Origin of the sequence: Streptomyces sp. NBC_01296, assembly GCF_035984415.1 — a bacterium.
Lineage (GTDB): Bacteria > Actinomycetota > Actinomycetes > Streptomycetales > Streptomycetaceae > Streptomyces.
This window is the reverse complement of sequence record NZ_CP130720.1, coordinates 6,588,752-6,613,558: the sequence shown is the minus strand read 5'-3', so window position 1 is coordinate 6,613,558 and position 24,807 is coordinate 6,588,752. Positions and strand designations below refer to the sequence as shown.

20 protein-coding genes and 1 pseudogene are annotated in these 24,807 nt (G+C 74.3%); 9 read left to right on the top strand and 12 right to left on the bottom strand.

The genetic code is table 11. From position 1 onward, the window contains the following. Positions 1-16: 16 nt before the first annotated feature. Complete coding sequence (locus OG299_RS30125; protein WP_327363169.1) at positions 17-1,270, top strand: CaiB/BaiF CoA transferase family protein; 1,254 nt, start codon at positions 17-19, stop codon at positions 1,268-1,270. Positions 1,271-1,308: 38 nt separating this feature from the next. On the opposite strand, the gene OG299_RS30120 is transcribed toward OG299_RS30125, so the two are convergent. Continuing rightward, positions 1,309-1,578 carry a hypothetical protein gene (locus OG299_RS30120; protein WP_266630683.1) on the bottom strand — a complete coding sequence of 90 codons (270 nt, stop codon included), beginning with the start codon at positions 1,576-1,578 and terminating at the stop codon, positions 1,309-1,311. 270 nt (positions 1,579-1,848) lie between these two features. On the opposite strand from OG299_RS30120, the gene OG299_RS30115 reads away from it, so the two are divergent. Further along, positions 1,849-3,639 (top strand): serine/threonine-protein kinase, encoded by a 1,791-nt coding sequence (locus OG299_RS30115; protein WP_327363168.1) that lies wholly within the window; start codon positions 1,849-1,851, stop codon positions 3,637-3,639. Between the two features lie 9 nt (positions 3,640-3,648). Here OG299_RS30115 and OG299_RS30110 read toward each other — a convergent pair whose 3' ends face one another. Next, the gene (locus OG299_RS30110) at positions 3,649-4,452 is read right to left on the bottom strand and encodes an SGNH/GDSL hydrolase family protein (RefSeq protein ID WP_327364621.1); all 804 of its coding nucleotides are present in this window, start codon (positions 4,450-4,452) and stop codon (positions 3,649-3,651) included. A 197-nt stretch (positions 4,453-4,649) separates the two neighbouring features. On the opposite strand from OG299_RS30110, the gene OG299_RS30105 reads away from it, so the two are divergent. Next, the gene (locus OG299_RS30105) at positions 4,650-5,759 is read left to right on the top strand and encodes a DUF5925 domain-containing protein (RefSeq protein ID WP_266630679.1); all 1,110 of its coding nucleotides are present in this window, start codon (positions 4,650-4,652) and stop codon (positions 5,757-5,759) included. Positions 5,760-5,830: 71 nt separating this feature from the next. Here the strand turns inward: OG299_RS30105 and OG299_RS30100 are convergent, their stop codons facing one another. Further along, positions 5,831-6,217 carry a GntR family transcriptional regulator gene (locus OG299_RS30100; RefSeq protein ID WP_266630677.1) on the bottom strand — a complete coding sequence of 129 codons (387 nt, stop codon included), beginning with the start codon at positions 6,215-6,217 and terminating at the stop codon, positions 5,831-5,833. A 71-nt stretch (positions 6,218-6,288) separates the two neighbouring features. Between OG299_RS30100 and OG299_RS30095 the strand changes: the two are divergent. The 3 genes and pseudogenes from OG299_RS30095 (at position 6,289) to OG299_RS30085 (ending at position 8,848) form a co-directional block, all read left to right on the top strand. Then, a pseudogene (locus tag OG299_RS30095) lies at positions 6,289-7,076 on the top strand (GNAT family N-acetyltransferase). Beyond that, complete coding sequence (locus tag OG299_RS30090) at positions 7,073-7,558, top strand: ribonuclease FAU-1 family protein (protein ID WP_327363167.1); 486 nt, start codon at positions 7,073-7,075, stop codon at positions 7,556-7,558. The pseudogene OG299_RS30095 and the gene OG299_RS30090 overlap by 4 nt, the downstream one beginning before the upstream one ends. 246 nt (positions 7,559-7,804) lie before the next feature. Beyond that, positions 7,805-8,848 carry a lytic polysaccharide monooxygenase gene (locus OG299_RS30085; RefSeq protein WP_266630673.1) on the top strand — a complete coding sequence of 348 codons (1,044 nt, stop codon included), beginning with the start codon at positions 7,805-7,807 and terminating at the stop codon, positions 8,846-8,848. 48 nt (positions 8,849-8,896) lie between these two features. Here the strand turns inward: OG299_RS30085 and OG299_RS30080 are convergent, their stop codons facing one another. Further along, positions 8,897-9,763 (bottom strand): esterase/lipase family protein, encoded by an 867-nt coding sequence (locus tag OG299_RS30080; RefSeq protein WP_266630671.1) that lies wholly within the window; start codon positions 9,761-9,763, stop codon positions 8,897-8,899. A gap of 202 nt (positions 9,764-9,965) precedes the next feature. Here OG299_RS30080 and OG299_RS30075 point away from each other — a divergent pair, with 202 nt between their 5' ends. Next, a complete protein-coding gene (locus OG299_RS30075; protein WP_327363166.1) occupies positions 9,966-11,105 on the top strand; it encodes an acyl-CoA dehydrogenase family protein in 1,140 nt (379 codons plus the stop codon). Positions 11,106-11,112: 7 nt separating this feature from the next. On the opposite strand, the gene OG299_RS30070 is transcribed toward OG299_RS30075, so the two are convergent. From OG299_RS30070 to OG299_RS30055, 4 genes are all read right to left on the bottom strand, one after another. Beyond that, entirely contained in the window at positions 11,113-12,102 is a 990-nt protein-coding gene (locus OG299_RS30070; protein WP_327363165.1) for a DNA polymerase Y family protein, read from the bottom strand. After that, the gene (locus tag OG299_RS30065) at positions 12,099-15,605 is read right to left on the bottom strand and encodes a DNA polymerase III subunit alpha (protein ID WP_442817544.1); all 3,507 of its coding nucleotides are present in this window, start codon (positions 15,603-15,605) and stop codon (positions 12,099-12,101) included. Before OG299_RS30065 ends, OG299_RS30070 begins: the two co-directional genes overlap by 4 nt. Before the next feature lie 112 nt (positions 15,606-15,717). Further along, positions 15,718-17,385 carry an amidohydrolase gene (locus OG299_RS30060; protein ID WP_266630663.1) on the bottom strand — a complete coding sequence of 556 codons (1,668 nt, stop codon included), beginning with the start codon at positions 17,383-17,385 and terminating at the stop codon, positions 15,718-15,720. 54 nt (positions 17,386-17,439) lie between these two features. Further along, positions 17,440-18,840 (bottom strand): purine-cytosine permease family protein, encoded by a 1,401-nt coding sequence (locus OG299_RS30055; RefSeq protein ID WP_327363162.1) that lies wholly within the window; start codon positions 18,838-18,840, stop codon positions 17,440-17,442. Positions 18,841-19,061: 221 nt separating this feature from the next. Between OG299_RS30055 and OG299_RS30050 the strand changes: the two genes are divergently transcribed. Next, positions 19,062-19,619: a TetR/AcrR family transcriptional regulator gene (locus OG299_RS30050; RefSeq protein ID WP_327364620.1), complete on the top strand. Its 558-nt coding sequence runs from the start codon at positions 19,062-19,064 to the stop codon at positions 19,617-19,619. Positions 19,620-19,709: 90 nt separating this feature from the next. Continuing rightward, positions 19,710-20,570 carry an alpha/beta fold hydrolase gene (locus OG299_RS30045; RefSeq protein ID WP_327363161.1) on the top strand — a complete coding sequence of 287 codons (861 nt, stop codon included), beginning with the start codon at positions 19,710-19,712 and terminating at the stop codon, positions 20,568-20,570. Positions 20,571-20,583: 13 nt separating this feature from the next. On the opposite strand, the gene OG299_RS30040 is transcribed toward OG299_RS30045, so the two are convergent. The 4 genes from OG299_RS30040 to OG299_RS30025 form a co-directional block, all read right to left on the bottom strand. After that, the gene (locus OG299_RS30040; protein ID WP_327363160.1) at positions 20,584-21,357 is read right to left on the bottom strand and encodes a hypothetical protein; all 774 of its coding nucleotides are present in this window, start codon (positions 21,355-21,357) and stop codon (positions 20,584-20,586) included. Between the two features lie 102 nt (positions 21,358-21,459). Beyond that, the gene (locus OG299_RS30035; protein WP_266630655.1) at positions 21,460-22,335 is read right to left on the bottom strand and encodes a S1 family peptidase; all 876 of its coding nucleotides are present in this window, start codon (positions 22,333-22,335) and stop codon (positions 21,460-21,462) included. Between the two features lie 148 nt (positions 22,336-22,483). Then, a complete protein-coding gene (locus OG299_RS30030; protein WP_327363159.1) occupies positions 22,484-23,332 on the bottom strand; it encodes a DUF1684 domain-containing protein in 849 nt (282 codons plus the stop codon). Between the two features lie 78 nt (positions 23,333-23,410). Beyond that, positions 23,411-24,775: a DUF5685 family protein gene (locus OG299_RS30025; protein ID WP_327363158.1), complete on the bottom strand. Its 1,365-nt coding sequence runs from the start codon at positions 24,773-24,775 to the stop codon at positions 23,411-23,413. Between the last annotated feature and the right edge of the window lie 32 nt (positions 24,776-24,807).

Sequence of the window (24,807 nt, the reverse complement as noted above, 5' to 3'; positions counted from 1 at the left end):
CGGTAGGCAGGCTGTCATGACAGCCGACTCGCCCGCGCCCGAGCGCCCTGCGCAGCCCCGCCCCGTGCAACGCCGCCCCGTGGAACCCCTGCCCCTGGACGGCATCACCGTCGTCGCCGTCGAACAGGCCGTCTCGGCCCCCTTCGCCACCCGCCAGCTCGCCGACCTCGGCGCCCGGGTGATCAAGGTCGAGCGGCCCGACGGCGGCGACTTCGCGCGTGCCTACGACACCGCCGCGCAGGGACTGGCCTCGCATTTCGTCTGGGCCAACCGCGGCAAGGAGTCCATCGCGCTCGACCTGAAGGACCCGCGCGGCCGGGAGGTCCTGCACGCGCTGCTGGACGGGGCCGACGTCTTCGTCCAGAACCTCGCCCAGGGCGCCGCCGCGCGGCTCGGGCTCGACTCGGCCTCGCTGTGCGCGCGGTACCCGCGGCTGGTCGCCGTCGACATCTCCGGGTACGGGGCCGAGGGCCCGTACGCCCACAAGCGCGCCTACGACATGCTCGTGCAGTGCGAGGCCGGGCTGGTCTCGGTGACCGGCACCCCGGAGCAGCCCGTCAAGGCGGGCATCCCGGCCGCGGACATCGCGGCGGCCATGTACGCCTTCTCCGGGGTCCTCGCGGCCCTGCTGCGCCGCGGGACCACCGGGCGCGGGGGCCGGGTTGAGGTCTCGATGCTGGACGCGCTGGCCGAGTGGATGGGCCATCCGCTGCACCACACGATGCACGGCGGGGAGCAGCCCGTGCGCACGGGCCTCGCGCACGCCGTCATCGCCCCGTACGACGCCTACCCGACGGCGGACGGGGACCGGGTGCTGCTGTCGGTGCAGAACGACCGCGAATGGCGGCGGCTCGCCGAACAGGTGTTGGAGCGGCCGGAGTTGGCCGAGGATCCGGCGTACGCGACGAACGCGGCGCGCACCCGGGGCCGGGAGAAGACCGACGCCGTGGTCGCCGAGGCGCTGGGCCGGCTGGGCGCGGACGAGGCGATCGGGCGGCTGGAGGCGGCGGGCATCGCCTGCGCACGGCTGAACTCGGTGGCCCAGCTCGCGGGACACCCGCAGCTGGCGGCACGGGACCGCTGGCGGGAGGTGGAGTCACCGGCCGGTCCGCTGCGGGCACTGCTGCCGCCGATCGGACTGCCGGGAGGCGCGGCACCGCACATGGGTGCGGTGCCCGCGCTCGGCGAACACACCGAGGCCCTGCTGCGCGCCCTGGGGATGACGGGCGCACAGATCACGACGCTGCGCCGGGATGGTGTGGTTGCGTAGGGCCGGGGGGCGAAACCAGAAGGGGTCGGGGACGGTTGTTACGAGCGGCGGCTGCCGAAGATCGTGCGACGCAGCCGCCGCAGCGGCGCGAAGAGCGAGACGCGCGCGCTCCGGCTCCGCAGACGGTGCGTGTGGTCGCGCGAGGTGAGTTCGCGCATCAGCAGGGTCGCCTCTGCCGTCTCGCGGTGCGGGAGGGCGGGTCCGCCCAGCACGGCGAGGTGGCGGTCGAGGCGCGAGCTCGTCGCGCTGCTGCCGCAGGTGATGGCAGGCACGCGTGGCGGCCTGCTGCGCATTGCTATCTGTTCCATGTTCTCTCCCCACCCGTACGAGGGCACCCGGCCCGGGCAGGTTAACCCTATCGCCCCTGCGTCGTGCTCGGGTATCCCGGTGGTGTGAATTACCCCTATGGCGACGGGGAGTTGACGGTTACTCAGCGGAGTCGACCGTCACTCTCCGCAGGGGAGGCGGCCGTTTGAAGGGTCCCTGCGCGAGTCCCGCGCGGACCGGGGCCACATCGCGCGCACTGCGCTAACTTGGAGTGATCGCCCGCCGACACACGGACACACCTGGGGGCTCGCGTGAGTGACAACATCGGCGGGGCGGGCGGGGAATCCGCCGCCGGCCGTGTCATCTCGGGCCGCTACCGGCTGCTCGACCTGCTGGGCCGGGGCGGCATGGGCATCGTGTGGCGGGCCCGCGACGAGGTCCTGGGCCGTGAGGTGGCCGTCAAGGAGGTACGGCCCCCGGCCGGTCTGGACGGCGCCGAGATCGGGCGGATGTACCGGCGGCTCGAGCGCGAGGCCTGGGCGGCGGCCCGGGTCTCGCACCGCGGGGTCGTCACGGTCTACGACGTGGCCACCGAGGACGGCCGGCCCTGGATCGTGATGGAGCTGGTGCGCGGGCTCTCGCTGGCCGACGTGCTCGAGGCCGAGGGGCCGCTCACCCCGCAGCGGGCCGCGCACCTCGGGGAGCAGGTGCTGGCCGCGCTGCGCGCCGCGCACGAGGCGGGGGTGCTGCACCGGGACGTCAAGCCCTCCAACGTACTGATCGCCAACGACGGCCGGATGGTGCTGAGCGACTTCGGGATCGCCAGCCTGGAGGGCTCGTCGGCGATCACCATGACGGGCGAGGTGGTGGGCTCCCCCGAGTTCCTCGCGCCGGAGCGGGCGCTGGGCCGCGATCCGGGGCCCGCGTCGGACCTGTGGTCGCTCGGGGTGATGCTGTACTCCGCCGTCGAGGGGGTCTCGCCGTTCCGGCAGGACAGCCCGCTGTCCACGCTGCGGGCGGTGGTGGACGAGGAGCTGCCGCCGCCGCGCCGGGCCGGTCCGCTGACGCCGGTGCTGGAGGGGCTGCTGCGCAAGGACCCGGCGGAGCGGCTGCCCGCGGCGGAGGCGGCCCGGATGCTGCGGATCATCGGGGCGGGCGGGATCGTACGGGGCTCCGGCGGGGCGGTGTCGGGTCCGGACTCGCCGACGGCCACGACGCACCACCGGCACGGCGCCCAGGACGCGCAGGGCCGGCCCGAGGGTCCCACCCCGCCGATGCCGGTGCCGCTGCCCGCTCCCGCACCGGGTCCCGCGCCGGCGGGGGCTGCGGGCCCCGGGGCGCCGCCGCGCGAGGGGCGGGCCGGGCTCGTGCTGGCCGCCGGGATCCTGGTGCTGCTGCTGGCGGTGGCCGCCCTGGCGTGGCTGCTGCTCAAGGAGCGCGAGGAGCCGGGCGGGAGCGGCACCGGGCCGACGGGCCCGGCGACCACCTCGGCCGCGGCGTCCGCGAGCTCGTCCGGCCCGGGGTCGCCGTCCGCGTCCCCTTCGGCGTCGCCGTCACCGTCCGCCTCGCCGTCGGCCACGCCCGCGCCGCACTTCGCCGTGTCGGTGCGCGCCGTACGGACGGACTACCGCGGGACCTGCCCGCCGCCCGCCGAGCAGGCGCCCGCCTTCACGGCGACCGTCGATGCGGACCGTACGCCCGCCGTGCTGGAGTACCGCTGGGCAACGCGCAGCGGGGTCACCTCCGACCCCGGCTGGCAGTCCGTCACGTACGCGGCGGACGGCCCCCGGAGCCGGCAGCTGGACCACACCGAGCTCACGTACTACCCGAGCGCGACCTTCGACGACGCGGTCCGGCTGGAGGTGCGGGGGCCGGAGCCGACGGCCTCGGAGTGGGTGGAGTTCTCCGTGACGTGCGAGGAGGGGGAGACCCCGACGGGCGGGACCTCCCCCTCCCCCGGTCCGAGCGGTACGCCGGCCCCGGTGACGGCGGGGCCTGTGCCCGCGGGGCCTGTGCCCGCGGGACCGGCGACGCCGGACGCCGCGGAGCCCGTGGCCACGGACCCGCAGCCCGCTGCGGAGCCCGAAGCGGCTGCCTCGTAGCCGGCCGGATCAGACGGCGTTGGTGAGGACGGGCAGGTAGCCGCCGGACTGTCCGGCGGCGGTGGGGTGGTAGGACTCGCCGATGTTGAGCCAGTTGACGCTGTGCAGCCACGCGTCGGCGGAGCAGATCTCGTGGCCGGTGAAGGCGCCGGCGACCGAGGCGAAGGTGAACCCGTGGTCGGCGGCGCGTTTGGCGATGGCGGCGTTCAGGTAGTCGGCGGCTCCGTTGATGGCGGAGCGCTCGCCCTCCGTCAGCCCGGCGGCGCAGGTGCCGTTGAGCTTGTAGAAGCGGGGATAGCCGAGGACGACGACGTGGGCGGCGGGCGCCCGGCCGTGGATGGCGGTGTAGACCTGGTCGAGCTGGCCGGGGAGGGTGGAGTCGACGTACGCCTTGGCCTGGTTGACGCGGTTGACGCAGGTGGACTCCGACTGGAGCACACAGGTCGTCATGACGTCGGAGAATCCGGCGTCGTTGCCGCCGATGGTGATGCTGACCAGGTCGGTGCCGGAGTTCAGCGGACCGAGCTGGCCGGAGAGGACATCACCCGTACGGGCGCCCGAGCAGGCGGTGAAGGAGAAGGTCTGCGGGGAATGGGCGGCGGCCCACAGGGCCGGATAGGCGCGGGAGGTGCGCTTGCAGTTGCCGCTCCCGCTGTCGTAGTTGCCGGCGCCGACGCCGGAGGAGTACGAGTCGCCGAGGGCGACGTAACCGAAATCGGCCGTGGCGGCGGCCGCCTGTCCCGCGCCGAACAGGGCGGCGCCTGCGGCGAGTAACAGGGAGGAGGTCAGGGCTGCGAAGCGCGACATCTTCATGCTCATGTGTGCGGCTCCTTGTGGGGGTTACTCCTGAGTCCGTGGTACAAGGAGCCGGGGCTGGCTGGAAGTGTTCATGCCAAGAATTTTTGGCGCGAAGTTGCGGCCCGAATCTTCACCACCGGTGCGTTTGAAGAGGGAACTTGGGCACCCGATCCGGCGAAACACGGGTGCACGCGGACACTTCGTGCCGGATCATGGGCGCCATGCCAGCCAACCCGCATGACGCGCTGCCGATCCGGCTCAACGTCGACGACAGCGATTCACCGTCGGATGTCGTGGACGCGCTGTTCCTCGGCCGGTTCGCGTCCGGCGAGCAGCCGTACTCGCACAGCGTGACGATCGAGCGGGTGAAGGCGGAGGCGACCTTGCTGCCGCCCGAGGCCACCGTGCTGCGCTCGGCGCGCGATTCGGACCGCAGCGCCACCCTCGCGGAGGGCGAGGGCTGGACGATGCTCGTCTCGCGCTGGAGCCGGGGCGCGGACGTGACGGTGACGGCGGTCAGCGACGAACTCGCCGCCGGCGTGCTCGGCGAGGCCACGGAGGGGGTGCAGGACGAGCCCGAACCGCAGCCGGAGAACGTCACGATGGGCTTCTGGTACGTCTCCCCGCGCCGCGGCCCGTACCGGACGACCCGCCAGATCGCGGCCGGGACCTGGGCGGAGGTACGGCCCAACTACACGGCGGCGGTGGCAGGGGCGATGGACCGGCTGATGAAGGTGACCCCGGACGACATCGCGGGGCGGCTGCTCCTGCTGCACGGCCCGCCCGGTACGGGCAAGACCTCCGCGCTGCGGACGCTGGCCCGGTCGTGGCGGGACTGGTGCCAGGTGGACTGCGTCCTGGACCCGGAGCGGCTGTTCAACGACGTGGGCTACCTGATGGACATCGCGATCGGCGAGGACGAGGGCACGGCGAAGGGCCGGTGGCGGCTGCTGCTGCTGGAGGACTGCGACGAGCTGATCCGCGGCGAGGCCCGGCACACGGCGGGCCAGGCGCTGTCGCGGCTGCTGAACCTGACGGACGGGCTGCTGGGGCAGGGCCGCAACGTACTGGTGGGCGTGACCACGAACGAGGACCTGGAACGGCTCCACCCGGCGGTGGTCCGGCCGGGCCGCTGCCTGGCGCGGATCGAGGTGGGCCGTCTGACGCACGGCGAGGCGGTGGACTGGCTGGGCACGGACGAGGGGGTTTCGCGCGAGGGCGCCACGCTGGCCGAACTGTTCGCACTGCGCCGGGGCACGGGCCCCTCGGCGCTGCTGCCGCCGCAGGGCCAGCACGGTTCGGAAGCGGGCCTGTACCTGTAGGCGGGACGTACCCGGACCGGGACCCGCGCGCCCACGACCGGGGGAGCCCGACAAGATCCGGAGGAGACGGACTAGCTGCCGTACCGGGCGCGCAGGGCGTCGAGGGCGGCCGACGTCGCCTCGTCGAAGGTCAGGCCCAGCCGCTTGGCGCGCTCCGCATAGGCCTGGGCGGCGGTGGCCGCCTCCCGGGCGGCCCCGTCTCCGGCCGCCGCGATGAAGGTCCCGTTCCGGCCGCGGGTCTCGATCACCCCGTCGCCCTCGAGCGCCCGGTAGGCCTTCGCGACCGTGTTCGCCGCCAGCCCCAGCTCCTCCGCGAGCCCGCGCACCGTCGGCAGCTTGTACCCGACCGGCAGGTCTCCCGCCCGCGCCGCTTCCGAGATCTGGGCGCGCAGTTGCTCGTACGGGGCGGCCGCGCCGGCCGAGCCGTCGATCCGGATCTTCAGGTTCGTCGAGGTCACCCGGCGATTCTCCCCCATCTCCCGGGAAATTCGGAGGCGTCCGCCCCCGCCCCGCGCCTACGGTCGGCTGCATGACCGTTTCGATCCGGGACCTCCGCCCGGGCGACCCCTCGGACGCGGAGTCCGTCGTACGCGTGCGCCGCGCCGCGCTGCCCTTCCTGATCGCCACCGCCGACGGCGTCGCCTTCGAGCTGTCCGGCGCCGCTCCGGCCGAGCGCCACCGCCTCCTCGTCGCCGAGACCGCGGACGGCCTCGTCGTCGGCACCGCCGAGGCCGGCCTCGCGTACGACAGCCCGGAGCCCGGCCGGTCGTTCGTCAACGCGTACGTCGACCCCGCACACCGCGGCAGCGGCGCGGGCACCGCCCTGCTGCGGACGGCCGAGGAGCACCTGGCCGCGGAGGGCGCCGCGAGCACGTACTCCTGGGTGCTGGACGAGCCCGCCCCTCGCGCTTTCGCCGCGCGGCGCGGATACCGCCCGAGCCGCTGCGCGCACTTCCTGCGCCTGGACCTGGCCTCCGCCGCCCTGCCTCCGTACCCGGACGCACTGCCCGCCGGCGTCGAGCTGCGCCGCGCCAGCGCCTTCGCCACCGACCCGCGGCCGCTGTACGAGGCCGACGCGGAGGCCTCCGGCGACGAACCGGGCGACGAACCGGGCGACGTACCGGAGGAGCTGGACGACTACGCGGACTGAAGACGGACTCCCTGCACCGGGCCCGCGCCGGCGGCTGTACGGAGGCGTTCACGGGCAACGACACCGGGAACGGGCCGATGCTCGCCATCAACAAGTGGTTCGGATACGAGATCTGCGCGACCGAGACGCGCTACACGAAGCAACTGAAGGGACCCCAGCAGTCATGAGCAGCACCGGTCTGACCGTCGCCCTCACCAAGGCGGGCCGCACCAAGATCCGCTACCCCGCCGCCCTGGTCGCGGACACGGGCGACCGGATCTCCGTACGCGCCCCCTGGGCGGCCGACGGCGTACGGGACTTCGGGTTCGTGCGCTTCGAACCGGGCGACGTGTTCACCGAGCACTTCTGGCGCACGCGCTGGTACGCGGTCAAGGAGGTGCGGACGGGCGAGGGCGTCCTCAAGGGCTGGTACTGCGACGTCACCCGCCCGGCGGTGGTGCAGGACGGCGAGATCCTCGTCGAGGACCTGGACCTGGACCTGTGGGTGTCGGCGGACGGGTCCGCGGTCCTGCGGCTGGACGAGGACGAGTTCGCCGCGAGCGGGCTCACGGAGAGCGACCCGCAGGCGGCGGCGGAGGCCGTCCGCGCCCTCGACGCCCTGGCCGCCCAGGCCCTCGCGCCGGCCGGTCTGACCGCCCTCCTCACCTGAGCACGGCTGCTCCATCCCCTCTTTCTGTAGGCCCGCTTAGCGGCTCCTTAAGCGGACCCTAAGGATCTTCGGGAGGGCGCCGAAAGGGGTGGAACCGCTGGTGCGGAGGGCTAGCTTGGCGGGGCCAGGGAGGCCTGGGGCGGCGCCGGACCCGACGGGGGGCGGCGCCGCCCGGCCCGGTTCCCGGCGCTCCCTGCGCATCCACGACCGTGGTGCCCGCATCGCCGCTCCGAAGGAGATCCACCCATGCCCGCACGCCGCCGCACCGTGACCCGTATCGCCGCAGTCGGTCTGGCCCCGCTCGCGGTGGCCGCGTACTCCGTCGCGCCGGCGGCCGCCCACGGCTCGATGACGGACCCGGTCAGCCGGGTGGCGGCCTGCTACGCGGAGGGGCCGGAGTCGCCGAAGTCGGCGGCCTGCAAGGCCGCGGTGGCGGCGAGCGGCACGCAGGCGTTCTACGACTGGAACGCGGTGAACATCGCCAACGCGGCCGGCAACCACCGCGCGTTGATCCCGAACGGCCAGCTCTGCTCCGCCGGCAACGACAAGTACCGGGGCCTGGACCTGGCCCGCGGCGACTGGCCGGCCGGCCCGATGTCCGCGGGCGAGCACACGTTCCGGTACAAGGGGACCGCCCCGCACAAGGGCTCCTTCGAGCTGTACATCACGAAGGACGGCTACGACCCGACGAAGCCGCTGAAGTGGTCCGACCTGGAGCCGGCGCCGTTCGCGAAGGCCACCGACCCGGGCATGCAGAACGGGGACTACGTCTTCTCCGGCAGCGTGCCCAACAAGTCCGGGCGGCACCTGATCTACAGCATCTGGCAGCGCTCGGACAGCCCTGAGGCCTTCTACACCTGCTCGGACGTGGTGTTCGGCAAGGACAACGGCGGGAGCGGCGGGAGCGGCGCGAGCGCAGGCACCGGTGGCAGCACCGGCACCGCGCCGAGCACGAAGCCCAGTACGAAGCCGAGCGCCAAGCCTTCCGCCGACCGCCCCGCGGACGCGCCCAAGGCCCCGACGGACCAGCAGATCGCCGACGGCGAGAGCAAGTCCACGGTCGAGCACAACGGCCACGGCGACAACGACCCGAGGACGAACGGCAGCACCGCCCTCGCCCCGGTCCCCTCGGACTCCCCCGCGGGCACCACCAACCTGGCCGAGACGGGCGGCAGCGGCGCCACCCCGGCGATCGCGATCGCCGGGGCCGGCGTGCTGGCCCTCGGTGCGGCCGTGCTGTTCGGCGTGGCCCGACGCCGTGCGACGGCGCCGGGCCGGCACGGCCGCTAGGTCGTCCAGCTCGACCGGTTCACCCGGACTGCCTCTGCGTCGGCATCTTCACTCGAAGACCGACGCGCAGGTGGTCCGGGACGCGTGTGCCGGGTCGAGGGCGTTGACCGCCTCGTGCCAGGCGATCCGGTCGGTGAGCCCGATGGCGACGTGCTCGGAGAGGTCCAGCGGGCACAGGTCCTGGAGCACGACGTTCCGTACGCTGGAGCCCGTCCCCTGGAGGAAGGCGCTCCGGTAGGGCGTGACGACCTCGTCGTACTTGGTCGCGATGACCGTGTACTGGACCCCGGGGACGGTGTCCCCGCCCGCGTTCAGCTTGGTGACGAAGGGGGATCCGGCGATCTGGTCGGCCAGCCCCGGGGTCGCGGAGCTGACCAGGTCCTCGGCTCCGGGGAAGTACGGGAGCAGCTGGGTGAGCCCGCTCAGGGTGGTTCCGTGGTTGTCGGGGGCGAGCCCGACCAGGGCGTTGACCTTGGGGGCGCCGCCGAGGAACTTGAGGTAGTAGTTCGGCATCATGCCGCCCTGCGAGTGGCCGACGATGTCGGTCTTCGCGGCTCCGGTGGAGGCCAGCACCTTGTCGACGAAGACGTCCAGTTGCCCGGCCGACTTGTCGATGGGGCCGAGCCCGTTGAAGAACGGCACGCCGGGCAGTTGCCCGTAGTCGAGCGAGTAGACGCAGTAGCCGCGGTGGACGAGGTAGGGGGCGAATCCGAGCCAGTTGTCGACGGAGTTCCCGAACGTGCCGTGCACGAGGACGACGGGGCGGGGATGGGCGGCAGAGGGCTTGCAGGACCAGTCGTTCCAGCCACTGCTGGGTGCGGACGCGGCCTGCGCGGCGCCGGTGGGGGCGACGAGGGCGGCAGCGGCGAGGGTGAGGACGGCCAGCGGGCGGAGCAGGCGTCGCCAGGGCAGCATCGAGTGATCTCCTTGCTGGGTCAGGGAAAGACGTGGGGGTTCGTCCCGTGATCCGGATCACAAGGGGGTGCTGCTTCGGCCAAATTACGGGCGAGTAGTAAAACTTGGAAGTTACGCGTCAGTAAAAAATGCGTGTCGGCCCCCGCCCCCGCACGCCCTCGGGACAATGGAGTCCCCTACTCCGCGTGAGGTGAGTGATCGGATGCAGTGGGCTCCCGGCGCCGGCACGGCCTTGGCCACCCCGCCCGACCTGGCCGCCGACCCGCTCGTTTCCGCGGTCACCGAGGTCGCCGTGGGCACGCTGGGGCCCGTCGCGGAGGAGACCGCGCAGGAGGGCGTGCCGCGTTCGCACCTCGACGCGCTCGCCCGCTGCGGTGCGTACGGGGCCCTCGGCCACACGCCCCGCCCCGGGAGCGGACTGACCACGCGTCAAGTGGTCCGCGAGGTGACCGAGTTGCTGTCGGCGGCGGATCCGTCCACCTGGTTCGTGCACACCCAGCACTTCGCCCTCGTGAAAGCGCTGCACGCGGCCACCGGGACGGAGGCGGCCGCGCTGCGCGAGCAGTGGGCGCCCGCCCTCGCCTCGGGAGAGCGGCGCGGCACGGCCGGTTTCGCCTTCTTGCGGCACGACCGGCCTCCCGTCACCGCCGAACCGGTGGCCGACGGGTGGCGGTTGCGCGGCCGGGTGCCCTGGATGACCGGCTGGGGCCTCACCGACGTGGTGTACCTGGGCGCCCTCGCCCCGGACGACCGGGTGCTGTCCGCCGCGGTGGCCTGCGGGCCGGACGGCGACCCCGGGCTGGTCGCGGCCGGATCCGCGCCGCTGTGGGCGATGAACGGCACCCGCACGGTGGCGGTGGAGGTACGCGACGTCCTCGTCCCGCGGAGCGCGGTGATCTCCGTACAGCCCCGGGCGGAGTGGGCCCGTGCCTACGATCTCGAGAACGCGAACGCCCACCCCGCCGTGTTCGGCCATGTGCGCGCCGCGGCCGATTTCCTGCTGCGCTCGGCCCCCGCCGCAGGCAGCGCGTACGAGGAGCTCGGCCACCGGGTCGCGCAGGAGGCGGCCCGGCTGCGCGCGCAGGCCTACGCCCTGCGCGACGAACTCCCGCCGGAGGAAAGGGTCGAGGACCGGCTGGCGCTCCGGGCGGCCGCCCTGGAGCTCGGCGTACGGGCGGCCACCGCCTGTGTCGCCGCGACGGGCGGCCGGGCGATCTCGTACGGGAACACCGCCGGCCGCCTCGCCCGCGAGGCCCAGTTCCACCTGATCCAGGCCCAGACCTCCCGGCTCCGCACCGAAATGGCCCGGCGGCTGCTGGGCGGGCTGCAGGAGCCCGCTTAGGCGCCGCTTAGGCGGCCTTGTGGAAGGTGGCGGCCGGGCGGACCGTGCCCGGGCCGAAGCGGGCGTTCGCGCGGTCGATCGCCGCCTCCACCGTCAGGCGGGCCTCGCGGACCGGGTCCAGCGAGATCTGCCGGGACACCCGCTCGGCGCCCGTGAGGTCCTCGGCGCGCAGCACCATGCCGGTCAGCCGGGCCCGTTGCAGCCCGGCCGCGTCCAGCAGGCGGTACGCCGCCGCCCGCAGGTCCTCGTCGTGCGCGGACGCCTCCGTGAGCCGGCGGGTCCGCTCCCAGCGGGTGCCGCCGGCGAACTGCAGGGTCAGCGACAGGGACCGGGCGGCCTGGCGGCGGCCCCGCAGCACCGCGCCCAGCCGGACCACCAGGCCGAGGAGCACGGCCCGGGCGTGCGGGCCGTCCAGCTCGTGCCGGGTGAAGCCGCTGCGGACGGCGGCCGAGGCGGGCAGGTCCTTCGGGGTGACGGGGCGCGGGTCGATCCCGCGGGCGCGCTCCGCGGCCAGCCGGCCCGCCCGCTGCCCCAGGATCCGTTCGACGGTGCCCGGGGAGACGGCCGCGACCGCGCCGACCGTGTGCAGTCCGTACCCGCGCAGCGCCTCCGCCTGCTTGGGGCCGATGCCGTGCAGGGCCTCCACCGGCAGCGGCCCGAGGAAGGCGTCCACCGCGCCCTCGGGCACGGCCAGGACGCCGCCGGGCCCGGGCACCCGGGCGGAGGCCGTCGCCGCCACCGCCCAGGTCCCGGCGACCCCGATCCGTACGTCCGTGCCCAGCCGGGCGACCGCGCGCAGCCGTACCAGCTCGGCGATACGGCAGGCGTCCGCGCCGAAGTACCGCCGCGCGCCGCGTACGTGCACCAGCGCCGCCCGGGGCGGCAGGGCCTGCACCGTCGGGGAGAACTCCCGCAGGAGTTCCAGGACTTCGCGGTACCCCTCCTCGGTCAGCGCCGGGGCGCACCGTACGTGCAGGACGCCGCCCGCCGGGGTCATCCCGCGCTCCCCGGGCTGGAGTGCCACAGCTTGCGGCCGGTGGCGGCGCGGTCGCCGGCCGGCTGGAGGTCGGCCCACGGGTTCATCTCGTACCCGGTGGACAGGTGGATGCGGCGCCCCGCATCAGCGGAACCCGCCGTGCCCCCGGCACCGGGCAGCGGCTCGGCCAGGCGGGCCGCGACCGCGTCCAGGCCGCCCGCGGCCCGCAGTTCCACCAGTTCGGCCAGGTCCCAGGCCGCCGCGCCGACCACGCTCAGGCTCTGCGGTCCGCGCCGCTGTACGACACCCCGGACCAGCAGCAGGAACGAGTGGAAGACGGTGTGCGCGCACGCCTCGTGGCTGTCGTCGAAGAAGGCCAGGTCGACCAGGCCCGTCCCGTCGTCCAGCGTGGTGAAGACGACCCGCTTCCCGGACCGGATCGGCGGGGTCTGGGTGGCCGCCTTGGCCCCCGCGACCAGTACCGTCCGGCCGTGCTCGACCTCGCGGAGCCTGGCGGCCGGGACCGCCCCCAGCTCCGCGAGGAAGGCGTGGTGGTCCTCCATCAGGTGCCGCGAGGCGTCCATGCCGAGCACGCCCAGCTCCGCGCTGAGCCGCTCCGCCTCGTTCAGGTCGGGCAGGCCGACCGGGGCCGTCGACCGGCCGCCGTCCAGCGGGAGCTGGACGCTGCCGGGCCGGGCCCCCGCCGAGCGCTGTGCGCCGTGCAGCTCGGCCACGTGCAGCAGCAGGTCGCGCCGGTTGGCGCCGAAGGCGTCCAACGCCCCGACCTGGGCGAGCCTTTGGGTGACGGGCCGGCCCGGGTGCGCCCGGTCCCAGAAGTCGCGCAGCGATCCGTACGGCTGCCCGTCCTCGATCCGGAGCGCCTCCGCCTCGCTGATGCCGTGGACGTCGGCCAGGGCCAGCCGGAGCCCCCATACCGGCGGGGACCCGGCATCGGACACCAGTTCGATACGGTGGGCGACCGCCGACCGGTTCACGTCCAGCGGCAGCACCGGCACGCCCCGCCGCCGCGCGTCCGCCAGCAGCAGCCGTTTCGGGTACATCCCCGGGTCGTGCGTGAGCAGCCCGGCGTAGAACGCTGCCGGGTGGTGCGCCTTCAGCCACGCCGACTGGTACGTCGGCACGGCGAAGGCCACCGCGTGCGCCTTGCAGAATCCGTACGAGCCGAACGCCTCGACGATCTCCCAGGTCCGGCCGATCACCTCGGCCGAGTAGCCCCGTTCGCCCGCCTTCGCCGCGAACCACACCTTGATCCGCGCTTGCGACTCGGGGTCGGAGAGCCCGCGCCGCACCCGGTCCGCCTCGTCGCGCCCGCAGCCGGTCATGACGTGGACGATCTCGATGATCTGCTCGTGGAAGACCACCACCCCGTACGTCTCGCGCAGCGCCTCCGCCAGGTGCTCGTGCGGGAAGCGGACCGGGGCCCGGCCGTGCCGTGCCTCGATGAACGGCCGCACCATGTCGGCGGCGACCGGGCCGGGCCGGAACAGCGAGATGTCGACGACCAGGTCGTGGAAGGTCGACGGCTGGAGCCGCCCCACCAGGTCGCGCTGGCCCGGCGACTCGATCTGGAAGCAGCCCAGCGTCTCGGCCGAGCGGATCAGTTCGTACGTCGCCCCGTCGCCCGGCGGGACCTGCGCCGGGTCGTCCAGGTCGAGCTCCTCCCCCGTACCGCGCCGGATCTCCGCGACGGCGTGCGCCATCGCGGACTGCATGCGCACGCCCAGCACGTCGAGCTTGAGCAGCCCGAGATCCTCCACGTCCTCCTTGTCGAACTGGGACATCGGGAACCCCTCGCCGCTGGTCGGCACCACGGGGGTGCGGGCGAGCAGCGAGGCGTCGGAGAGCAGCACCCCGCACGGGTGCATGGCGATCCCGCGCGGCAGCGCGTCCAGCGCCTCGACGAGCTCCCACAGCCGCCCGTGCTCCTCCCCGCGCACGTCGCGCAGTTCGGGCAGTTCGGCCAGGGCCGTGCGGGCGTCGCGGGCCCGGATGTGCGGGAAGGCCTTGGCGAGCCGGTCGACGGTGGCCGGGTCCATGGACAGGGCGGCGCCGACGTCGCGGATCGCGTGCCGGACCCGGTAGGTCTCGGGCATGGAGACGGTGGCGACGCGCTCGGTGCCGAAACGGTCGATGATCCGCCGGTAGACCTCCAGGCGGCGGGCGGACTCCACGTCGATGTCGATGTCGGGCAGGACGCGGCGGCGCTTGGACAGGAAGCGCTCCATCAGCAGGCCCTGCTCGACGGGGTCGGCGTGGGCGATGCCGAGGAGGTGGTTGACGAGGGAGCCGGCGCCGGAACCGCGGGCGGCCACCCGGATGCCCATCGCGCGTACGTCGTCCACGACTTGGGCGACCGTCAGGAAGTACGAGGCGTACCCGTGGTAGGCGATGATGTCCAGCTCGTGGTGCATCCGCTCCCAGTACGCGCGGTCGTCGGCGTAGCCGCGCAGCACCATGCCGGCGGAGGCCCGGGAGGCCAGGACCCGCTGGGCGGTGCGGTGGGCCGCGCCGACGAGGTGGGCCTCGGGGAAGTGCACGGAGCCCATGCCCAGGTCGTCCTCGGGGTCCACCGAGCAGGCCTCGGCGGTACGCCGCGTCTCCGCGAGCAGCCGGCGCGCGTCGGCGGGGCCGAGGCCCGCGGCCCGGGCGATCCGGTCGGCGGTCTCGGCCATGGCGGCGGGGTCCTTGAGCCAGCGTTCGCCGCTGTCGAGGGGGCCGCGGGGGTCGACGGGGACGAGGCGGCGGGCCGAGTCGAGGATGTCGGCGACCGGGCCCTGGCCGGGGTCGGCGTACCGGACGGCGTTGGTGAGCACGGCCGGGACGCCCTGCTCGGCGGCGAAGCCGACCGTACGGGCGGCCAGGCGCAGCGAGCCGGGGCCGGTGCCGGTGCGGCCGTGGTGGACGGCCTCCAGGCGCAGGGAGTCCCCGTAGACCTCCCGCCAGGGCGCGAGGAGCCGGGCGGCCCGGTCCGGCCGCCCGGCGGCCAGCGCCCGCCCCACCTCGGACCCGGGCCCGAGCAGGACGTACACCCCGACGCCGCGCAGTTCCGCCCAGGGGACGACGGGCTGGGCCCGGGCCGCGCCGCCGGCGCCCGCATGGGCCGCCGTGACCATCCGGCACAGTTCGGCCCAGCCGGTGGCGCCGTCGCGGGCCAGGAAGGTGACCCGGGGTGCGGACTCGTCGACGAAGGCGCCGCCCGCGACGGGGCTCCGCCGCCGGTAGGACGCCTCCCCGCCACCATGCCCGGGTCCGCCCGGGCCCGCGGGGCCCGCCGTGGGCGCAGGGGCGTGCGATACGGCCAGGTCGGCCCCGAACAGGGGCCGGATCCCGGCCTTCGCGCAGGCCTTCGCGAACCGCACCGCACCCGCGAGGGTGTCGCGGTCTGTCAGGGCGAGGGCGTCCATGCCCCGCTCGACGGCTCGCTCCGCCAGCCGATCGGGGTGGGAGCCTCCGTAGCGCATGGAGAACCCCGAAACGGTGTGCAGATGCGTAAAACCAGGCACCCGCGGCCTCCTGCTTCGCTCGAACGTGAACACCACCCCCGTCTCCACCATAGAGCAATTCGAATATCCGTGCGAAACATTCGTTCGATAACCCGGCCGCCGCCTGCCGGCGCTAGAGAGGGCCGGGCCGGCCCGCCCGGTGGACCACCTCGCCCGCGACCACCACCGTCTCCGCCACCGTGCCCGGGATCCGGTCCGGGGCCACGGCGAGGATGTCCCGGGACAGCACCACGAAGTCCGCCGCCTTGCCCACCGTCAGCGAACCCCGGTCCGCCTCCAGGAAGTTGGCGTACGCCGAGCCCATCGTGTAGCCGTACACCGCCGTCGCCACGTCCACCGTCTCGGCCGGCTGCCACGGGGCGCCGCCGTCCAGCGGGCGGCGGGTGACCGCCGTGTAGATCCCGATCATCGGGTCCATCTCGGCCACGTTCCAGTCGCTGGAGAAGGCCAGCACCGCGTCCGCCTCGGCCAGGCTCCGCATCGGCCAGGCCTTGTGCCAGCGGTCCTCGCCCACGTTCTCCGCCCAGTCCTGGCCCGGCCCGGCGATCTCCGGCGCGCAGTGCCTCGGCTGCATGCAGGCCACCACGCCGAGCGCGGCGAACCGCGGCACGTCCGCCGGGTCCAGGCATTCCACGTGCACCACCTGGTGGCGGGCGTCGCGCGGCCCGTTGACCGTACGGGCGTGCTCGACGGCGTCCAGCACCGTACGGATCCCCCGGTCGCCCGTGGCGTGCACGAAGCACTGGAACCCGCGCGCGTCGAGGCCCGCCAGCAGCTCGGCGAACTCCTCCGCCGGGTAGAAGGTCTCGCCCCGGTGCGCCCCGCAGCCGGTGTACGGCTCCAGCAGCGCGGCCGTGCGCGGCTCCACCACGTCGTCGATGTACAGCTTGAGCGGCCCGACCCGCAGCCGGTCCCCCGCGTACATGCGCGCCGCCGCCGCGAAGGCGTCGAGTTCCTCCTCCGTCGTGCCGCGCGGGTGGAACAGCGCCGCCACGATCCGCGAGCGCAGCCGGCCCTCGGCGCGGGCCCGCTCGTACAGCTCCAGGTCGTCCAGGGAGTTCTGCGGTTCCACGACCGTGGTGATGCCGAAGCCGATCGCGTCGTCCAGGCTCTTGGCAAGGCGCCCGTACTGCCGGTCCGGCGAGGCCCACGGCACGCCGAGCTCGCGCAGCGCCCGGTGGCCGTCCCGCGAGAGCCCCTTGATCGCGAAGTCCTTGACGAAGCCGGTAGGCTCGCCGGTCTCCGGGTCGACGGCCGCGGTGCCGAACGGCAGGTCGGTACGGTCCTTCGCGACCCCGAGCCGGCGCATCGCCGCCGTGTTCAGCCAGGCCGTGTGCACGTCGTACGAGAGCACGATCGCGGGGGTGTCCCCGGTGACCGGGTCCAGGTCGGCGGCGGCGGGCATCCGGCCGCCCGGGATCGCGGAGTAGTCGAAGGCCTCGGCCTCGATCCACTCGGCGTCGGGGTGGGCCTGACGCCAGGCCCCGATCCGGTCGAGGATCGCCTCCAGCGTGCGCACCCCGGCGAGCTGGACGCAGGCGTCGTCGGAGCCGAGCCGGACGTGGTTGTGGGCGTCGACGAAGCCGGGCAGCACCAGCCGGCCGCCCGCGTCGATCCGCTCGGTGTCCGGGCCGGCCCAGGCGGCGGCCTCCGCGTCCGGGCCGAGCCAGACGATCCGGCCGTCGGACACGGCCAGGGCCTCGGCCTCGGGCAGGTCCGGGTCGACGGTGTGGATCCGGGCTCCGGTGAGCAGCAGGTCTGCGGGGACGGGGTGCGGCATGGGCGGTGCTCCTGTGCAGAGGCGGCGGATGGGTGCGGTGCGGGAGGACGGGGGTCAGGCGGCCGGGGCGTACGCGGGCACCCGGCGGGCGGCGAGGGCCCCGTACGTGAGCGCGGAGACGACCGAGCCGAGCAGGGTCAGGTCGGCGCCCCCGAGCGGGGCCACCAGCGGGCCGGTCCACAGCTCGGAATCGCAGGTCAGCGCAGCAAAGGCCATACCGGCCAGCAGGGCTGTCATGCCGGCGGGGTGGTAGCCGGCCCGGTACCAGTAGGCGCCCGCGCTCCCGGCGTGCAGCGCGTCGGAGTCGTAGCGGCAGCGGCGCAGCAGCATGTCGGCGAGGAAGACCCCGCCCCACGGCGCGAACACGATGATCAGCAGCGAGAGGAAGGAGAGCAGCGAGGTGGTGAAGTCGGTCAGGAACAGCGCGGCGAGCGATCCGGCGGCGGTGACCGCGGCGCTGATCACGATGGCGCGGGCGCGGCTCCACGGGATGCCGAGGACCTGGAGGTTCAGGCTGGAGGAGTAGAGGGTGATGATCGAGTTGGTGACGGAGCCGCCGAGGACCAGGGCCAGGAACACCGGCTTGAACCAGCCCGGGAGCAGGCTCTCGGCCCCCGCGACGGCGTCGGTCATGTCGGTCTGGGTGGCGGCGGCGACCCCGGCGACGCCGAGGGCGACGGAGGAGACGAACCCGCCGAGCGCGCCCATCCAGGTGATCGACTTCAGCGAGGTGGTCCGGGGCAGGTAGCGGGTGTAGTCGGCGGGCATCGGCAGGTACGAGAACGGCCCGGCCAGCATCACGACGAACGCCAGGCTCCAGCCGGACAGGCCCGGGGCGGCGGCGCCGGCCGGGGCCCCGGTCTCGGCGCCGGGCAGGAGGAAGACGAGGAGCGCGCCGAAGCCGAGGGCGAGGACGTAGGCCATCCAGCGCTCGGCGAACTGCACGGTGGCGTGGCCCCACATCGCGACGGCGAAGGTGAGCGCGAGGGTGACCCCGAGGGCGAGGGCCCGTGCCGCCGCGCCTTCGCCGAGGCCGACCTCGGCGAAGAACACCTCCAGGGCGAGCGTGCCGACCACGGTGTTGACGATGGTGTAGCCGATGCTCACCACCCAGTTCAGGACGCCGGCCGGGAAGTTCCCGCGGACCCCGAAGGCGGCCCGGGAGATGACGAGGGTGGCGGTGCCGGTGCGGATGCCGCTGAGCCCGGCGGCGCTGACCGCGAAGAAGGACAGTCCGCTGATCACGACCACGGCGGTGGCCTGCCAGAAGGAGAGCCCGAAGGCCACGGCGAGGGCGCCGTTGATCACGTAGGTGAAGGTGAGGTTGGAGCCGAACCAGAGCCAGAACAGGTCCCGGGCGCCGCCGTGCCGCTCGGCGTCGGGGATGGGGTCGATGCCGTGGGTCTCGACCCGGAACACCTCGTCGACGTCGGCCGTCGTCTCCTGCTGCGTCATGCGCCGTACCCCTGACTGTGGACCCGCTGAACCTTGAATGACGTTCTAAGTTCTTGAATGGCATTCAAGATGCGCCGCCGACCGGGACCTCGTCAAGACCCTGTCCGGGATAAGGTCGGGCCACGAAGATCGGGAAGGCGGCAGGGGTGGCGGGAGCAGCCGGGGCAGCCGGAGCAGCGGGGTCGGCACGGCGGCGCGACGGGCGGATCGCCCAGGAGCGGATGCTGGAAGAGGCCATGGCGGCGATCGCCGAGGGCGGGCTGGCGGAGCTCACCATGTCCGCGCTCGCCGACCGGCTCGGCACCAGCGGCGGCCACATCCTCTACTACTTCGGCAGCAAGGACCGGCTGCTGCTGGCCGCACTGCGCTGGAGCGAGGACCGACTCGCCGCCGAGCGGGCTCAGTTGCTGGCCCGCCGGGTCACCGCGCACCGCAAGCTCGCGCTGTTCCTCGAGCTCTACCTGCCGCGCGGCCCGCGCGATCCGCGCTGGACCCTGTGGATCGAGCTGTGGGCCCGCACCCCCGCCAACGAGGACCTGCGCGCCGCCCAGCAGGAGATCGACGACGGCTGGCAGCGGGACCTGGAGGCCCTGCTCGCCAAGGGCGTGGACCAGGGCCGCTTCGCCGCCGCTCTGGACGTGCCCGCCCGCGCCTCGGAGCTGCTCGCGCTGCTGGACGGGCTGAGCACCCGGGTGGTCCTCGGGCAGCGCGGCGCCGACAGGACCGCATCCCTGACCCGGGCCCACTCGGCGGCGGCCCTGCTCATCCCGCACCTCTAGCGGACCTCTCGTTCCCTCGTTTCCCGCTTCCCTCCGAGCGGGCCGTGCTTCCATCGCAGGAGCGGGGCGTCGGAGCGGGAGGGGACCGGGATGCGCATCGAGGTGAGCCGGGGCGACGGACGGAAGCTGATCGCGCAGGAGTGGGGGGCTCCCGACGGCTCACCGGTCCTGCTGCACCACGGCATGCCGGGCAGCCGCCTCGGCGTCGCACTCGACGACGCCGCCGAGCGCCATCCGCACGTCCGCTTCTTCGCCTACGACCGGCCCGGCTACGGGGAGTCCGGCCGGGCACCGGGGCGGCGCGTGGCCGATGCGGCCGCCGACTCCGCAGCCGTCGCGGACGCCCTGGGCATCGGCCGCTTCGCGGTCGTCGGCCGCTCCGGGGGCGGTCCGCACGCCCTCGCCTGCGTGGCCCTGCTCCCCGACCGGGTGACCGCGGCGGCCTGCCTGGTCGGCCTCGCGCCCCGCGACGGCGCCGGACTCGACTGGTACGCCGGCATGACCCCGTACAACGTGGAGCACTACACCCTCGCGGACCGCGACCCGGCGGCCCTGGAGCTGCGCCTCACCCCCCGGGCCGAGGAGATCCGCCGCGATCCGGGCCGGCTGATCGAGGACCTGCGCGCGGACCTCCCCGATGCGGACCTCGCGGTCCTGGCCGACGACCGGGTTCGCCGGTCCGTCCTGGACAACTTCCGCGAGGCGCTGCGCACTTCCGCGTACGGCTGGCTGGACGACTCCCTCGCGTTCTGCCGGCCCTGGGGGTTCGAGCCGGGCGGGATCACCGGCCGGGTCATGCTCTGGCACGGCGCCGAGGACGTGTTCTCGCCGGTGGGCCATTTCCACTGGCTGGCGCAGCACATCGGGCGCAGTACGGCGGTGCTCGCGCCCGGCGCCGGCCATTTCGCGGCCCAGTACGCCCTCGCGGAGGCGCTGGACTGGCTCCGCTGAGGTCACGCCGGGGTCATTCGGCGGGCGGCCCGGTCCGGGGTACGGGCACGGGCGGAGTCGCGCGGGGCGGCTCCACGGGCGCGGCCACCGACTCCCGGGCTCCCTTGAGGCAGTCGATGATCCGCTCGTGCATGTCCCCGACGCTGTCCACGACCTGGATGCGCAGGTGGAACGCCCGCACCTCGTCGATGAACCGCTTCGAGAACACCCCCACCCGTATCGTTTCGTACGTACCGGTCGCCACCAGCGGGAATCCCGCCCCGAGCGTGACGAGGCGGAAGTCCGCCGCCGGCCGCAGACCCGCTGCGCCCAGCCGCTCGCCGACCTCGCGCAGACCCGTCCACGCCTCCCCGGGAATCGGCCGGTCGTGCGGATCGCCGTCCATCACCAGGAAGTAGTCGGCGCGGTGCAGCCCCGCATTGTGCTGGCCGCCGTTGAGGATGCCGGTGACCCAGGCCTGCGACTCGCCCGGCAGCTCCCCCGCCACGTACTCGGAGCGCCACCCCAGCACCGGCCGGACCGTACGGGCGTACTGGGCGCGGGCCAGTACGGCGCCGGCCGCCACGGCCAGCAGGCTGGCCAGGGGTTCCTCGGGCATCAGCTGGAGCCGCCAGGGCCAGTGGGTGCGGGTCGCCTCGGACAGGTTGCCGCGGACGACCTCCCAGACGAGGACGGCGACGAGCAGGCACAGCAGCACCAGGGGCGCGGTGAACAGCCAGGGATTGCGCCGGATGCGTCGCTGCGCATCGGAAACGGGGCCGCCCCGGCCGGATGGTGCACTGCTCATCATGAGCGCCGCCTCACTCCCTCAATCACGGACCCCCGCCCGGGAGTTCGGGCGGGGGTCATGATTGTGCCGGGTCCGGGCGGGCTGCACCCGCCCGTCCCGTCAGTACACGCTCACGCCATAGGCGTTGAGGGCCTCGACGACGGGCTGGAAGAAGGTGGTTCCACCCGAGGAGCAGTCGCCGCTGCCGCCCGAGGTGAGGCCGATCGCGCGGGTGCCGGAGTAGAGCGGGCCGCCGCTGTCGCCGGGCTCGGCGCAGACGTTGGTGCGGATCATGCCGTAGACGATGTCGCCGCCGCCGTAGTTGACGGTGGCGTTGAGGCCGGTCACCGAGCCGCCGTGGGTGCCGGTGGTGGAGCCGCGCCGGGTCACGGACATCCCGACCGTGGCGTTGGCGGCGCTGGTGATGTCCTGGCTGCCGACGGTGCCCGAGTGGGCCAGGGCGGTGTTGTCGTAGCGGATGAGGCCGTAGTCGTTGTTCGGGAAGCTCGAGCCCACGGTCGCGCCGATCGTGGTGGTGTGCGAGGAGTTGGTCCACCAGGTGCCGGCGCCGTCGGTGCAGTGCCCGGCGGTCAGCACGTAGTACGTGTTCCCGCTGCGCACGTTGAAGCCGAGCGAGCAGCGCCAGCCGGAGGTGTAGATGGCGTCGCCGCCGGAGGTCAGCTTGCGCAGCTTGCCGGGGGTGCGCTCGATGCGCAGGGCCGCGGCGTCGGCTCCGGCCTCGGTACGGATCCTGGCGAGGTCCGCGGCGGTGACGGTGGAGTCGGCGGTGACCACGAGGGTCCCGCTGGCGGGGTCGGTGTACCAGGCGGTGCCGGCGACGTCGGCGCGCTGGACGGAGGCGCCGGCCGCAGCGAGCCGTGCTGCGCTGAAGCCGCTGTCCGCGCTCGCCGCGGTGGGGGCGGCGAGCCCGGCGACGGCTGCCAGGCCTGCGGCCACGGCGAGCAGCCGGGTACGGGTGATGCTCTTGATCCTCACTTCTCGTCCTCCCGGGAGGGATCGGGGGCCCGGCGGACAGTGGGGGGCGCCGGAGCCCGTGAGGCGCAGCCGGGGATACGGCGGGCGCACAGGATTTCGTCGTGCCCCTGACAAGCCCCCGGAAGGCGCTGTCGGGAGTGTCTCGGCGTCAGATTCGGGCGGCAAGGGCATCTTTCAGCCTCCGCTCGCCCGCCGCGACCTCGAAGGGCAGGGTGTTCCCAGGTGGCGGGAACGGGCAGATGAAGTGGTCCGCGAAGGCGCAGGGCGGCAGCACGGTCCGGTTGAAGTCAACGGTGATCGAGCCGTCCACCGGATCCGGAACTCCCGGCCTGAGGAAGCGGAAGCGGTAGCCGGAGCTTCCTGCGGTGGCATCGCCCATCACGGCCCAGAGGCTGCCGTCGTCCTCGTCGACGGCGACCTGGAGGGTGTGTTCGGCGCCCCGGTACGCGAAGCTCAGCTCGCCGCCGAGACCGAACCCGCGCGCCCGCCCGTCGGCGTTCGCCACCTGGACGATCCGTTCCTCGCCGTATGGCCGGAAGCGCCCCGGCAGCACGAAGTCCGGGTCGTACGCGGTGGCCTCGATGCCGGCGAAGGCCCGGCGCGCCGCGGAGGCGGGGTCGAAGACCCGTACCGCCCACTCCCCCTCGCGCCGGATCACCGTGATCCGGACGTCCCGGGCAGCGGCGATCCGGGAGCGCGCGGGCGGGGCCTCCTCGGCGGCCAGGACGGCGTCGCCGGTGAAGGGTTCGCCGTCGAGGCTGAGACCGTCCTCGGCGGAGGCGGTCAGCGCCACCCCGCCCTCGGTGGCGCGCCGGCGCCCCGGAACGGCCGGAATTCGACCTTCCGGGTGATCGGAGAGCGTGGGGGTCCCCCCGGACGGAGTCTGGGGGAGGGTGCCGATGAGGGAGAGGGGGCCGTAGGGGGCGGACACGGATGCCACCCGATGCTCGTGCCGTTTCCGCCAGGCTGTCTTCGGATCATCTGCGTCATCGCTCATGCCGCTCACCCCTTCCACACGGGCCCGGACGGGAATCTCCCTGTACGCCGTCCGGCCCCGTGCGCGTCTGACGGGGGCTCAGCAGTCGCAGCCGCAGTCGCACCCGTCGCAACAGCACCCGTCGCAGCTGCAGCAGTCACCGCAGCCGCTGCAGTCGGGGCAGCCGTTTCCGCAGTCGCAGGCATCGCACCACGCGTCCCGCTTCTTGCGGGACCACGGACCCTCGTGGTCGGTGCAGCACAGCTGGCAGGTGCAGAACAGCCCGATGGAGACCGCGCAGCCGGCGAGCAGCCCGCGGCGCGGCTTCTGCGGCGGCAGGCCGCCGCCGGGGCCCATGGGCGGTCCGGGCACCCAGGGCCCGCCGGGGCCGCCCGCGCCGCCGCCGTACGGGTTGCCGCCGTACAGGCCGCCGCCGTACGGGTTGCCGCCCTGGCCGCCCTGGCCGCCCTGGCCGTCGTACGGGGTGCCGGTGTACGGGCCACTGCCGTACGGGGCGCCCTGGCCCGGGCCTTGGCCCTGAGGCGGCGCCCCGTACCCGCCCTGCCCCGCGGCGTTCATGTCCGCGTGCCCGCCCGTGTGCGCGCAGCCGCTGACCCCGAAGGCCCGGTCCACGGAGGTCTTCAGCTCGTGCACGAGCAGCCGGTGGGCCAGCCCGGCGTCCGCGAACTCGACCTCGCGCAGCGCCAGCCTGATGCCGTGCAGGGCGTCGTCGGCCAGCCGCCGGGCCTCGGTGAGCGAGGTCCCGGTGGCCGTCAGCGGGTTCCAGGCGCCCGCCGCGGCGTCCGCGGCCTGGTCCTCGACGGCGTCCAGCAGGTGCGCGAGGCGCCCGAAGTAGCGGCCCGCCTCGGCGAGCGCGGGCGCGTTGCCTGGCCGGCCGGCCAGCTGCGCGGTATGGGCGAAGGCGGCGGCCGTCGCGGTCTCCGTGGGCTCGGTCACGACGAGTACCGGTGTGCCGGGGCCTGCCAGCGTCTCGATGCCCGCCTGCCGGTCCACGGCGTCGACGAGGACCGCCGTGTCGAAGCCGAGCGAGGCCCCGGTACGGGCGCCGGCCCGGTCCCAGCCGCGGGCCACCCTGCGCGCGGCGGCGGCGATGGGCGCGCGGGCCAACAGCCCGTCCCGGTCCGCCACGTGGTCCCGGACCTTCGCCGAGGCGAGCACGAGCGAGACGGCGGCCGCGAGCCGCGCACCCTCGCCCTTGGCCACCGCGGCGGTGCGCATCCCGCGCAGCGGGCAGGGGCCGGCGGTGCGCCGCGCGCCGGGCGCCGGTCCCGACTGAGCCTCCGTCAGAACGGAGACGAGCAACCCGTCGTAGTTGGTCACGATCCGGGCGAACTGCCCGTGGTCCCCGCGAAGTGCCAGGCACAGCCCGCAGAGATGGGCCATCCACTCGGTCTTGAAGCGCTCTCCCAGCCGGTGCGTGCAGGGTCTGACGATGCCGAACAAACCGGTCCCCCGTGTGTCATACGCGTGCGTGA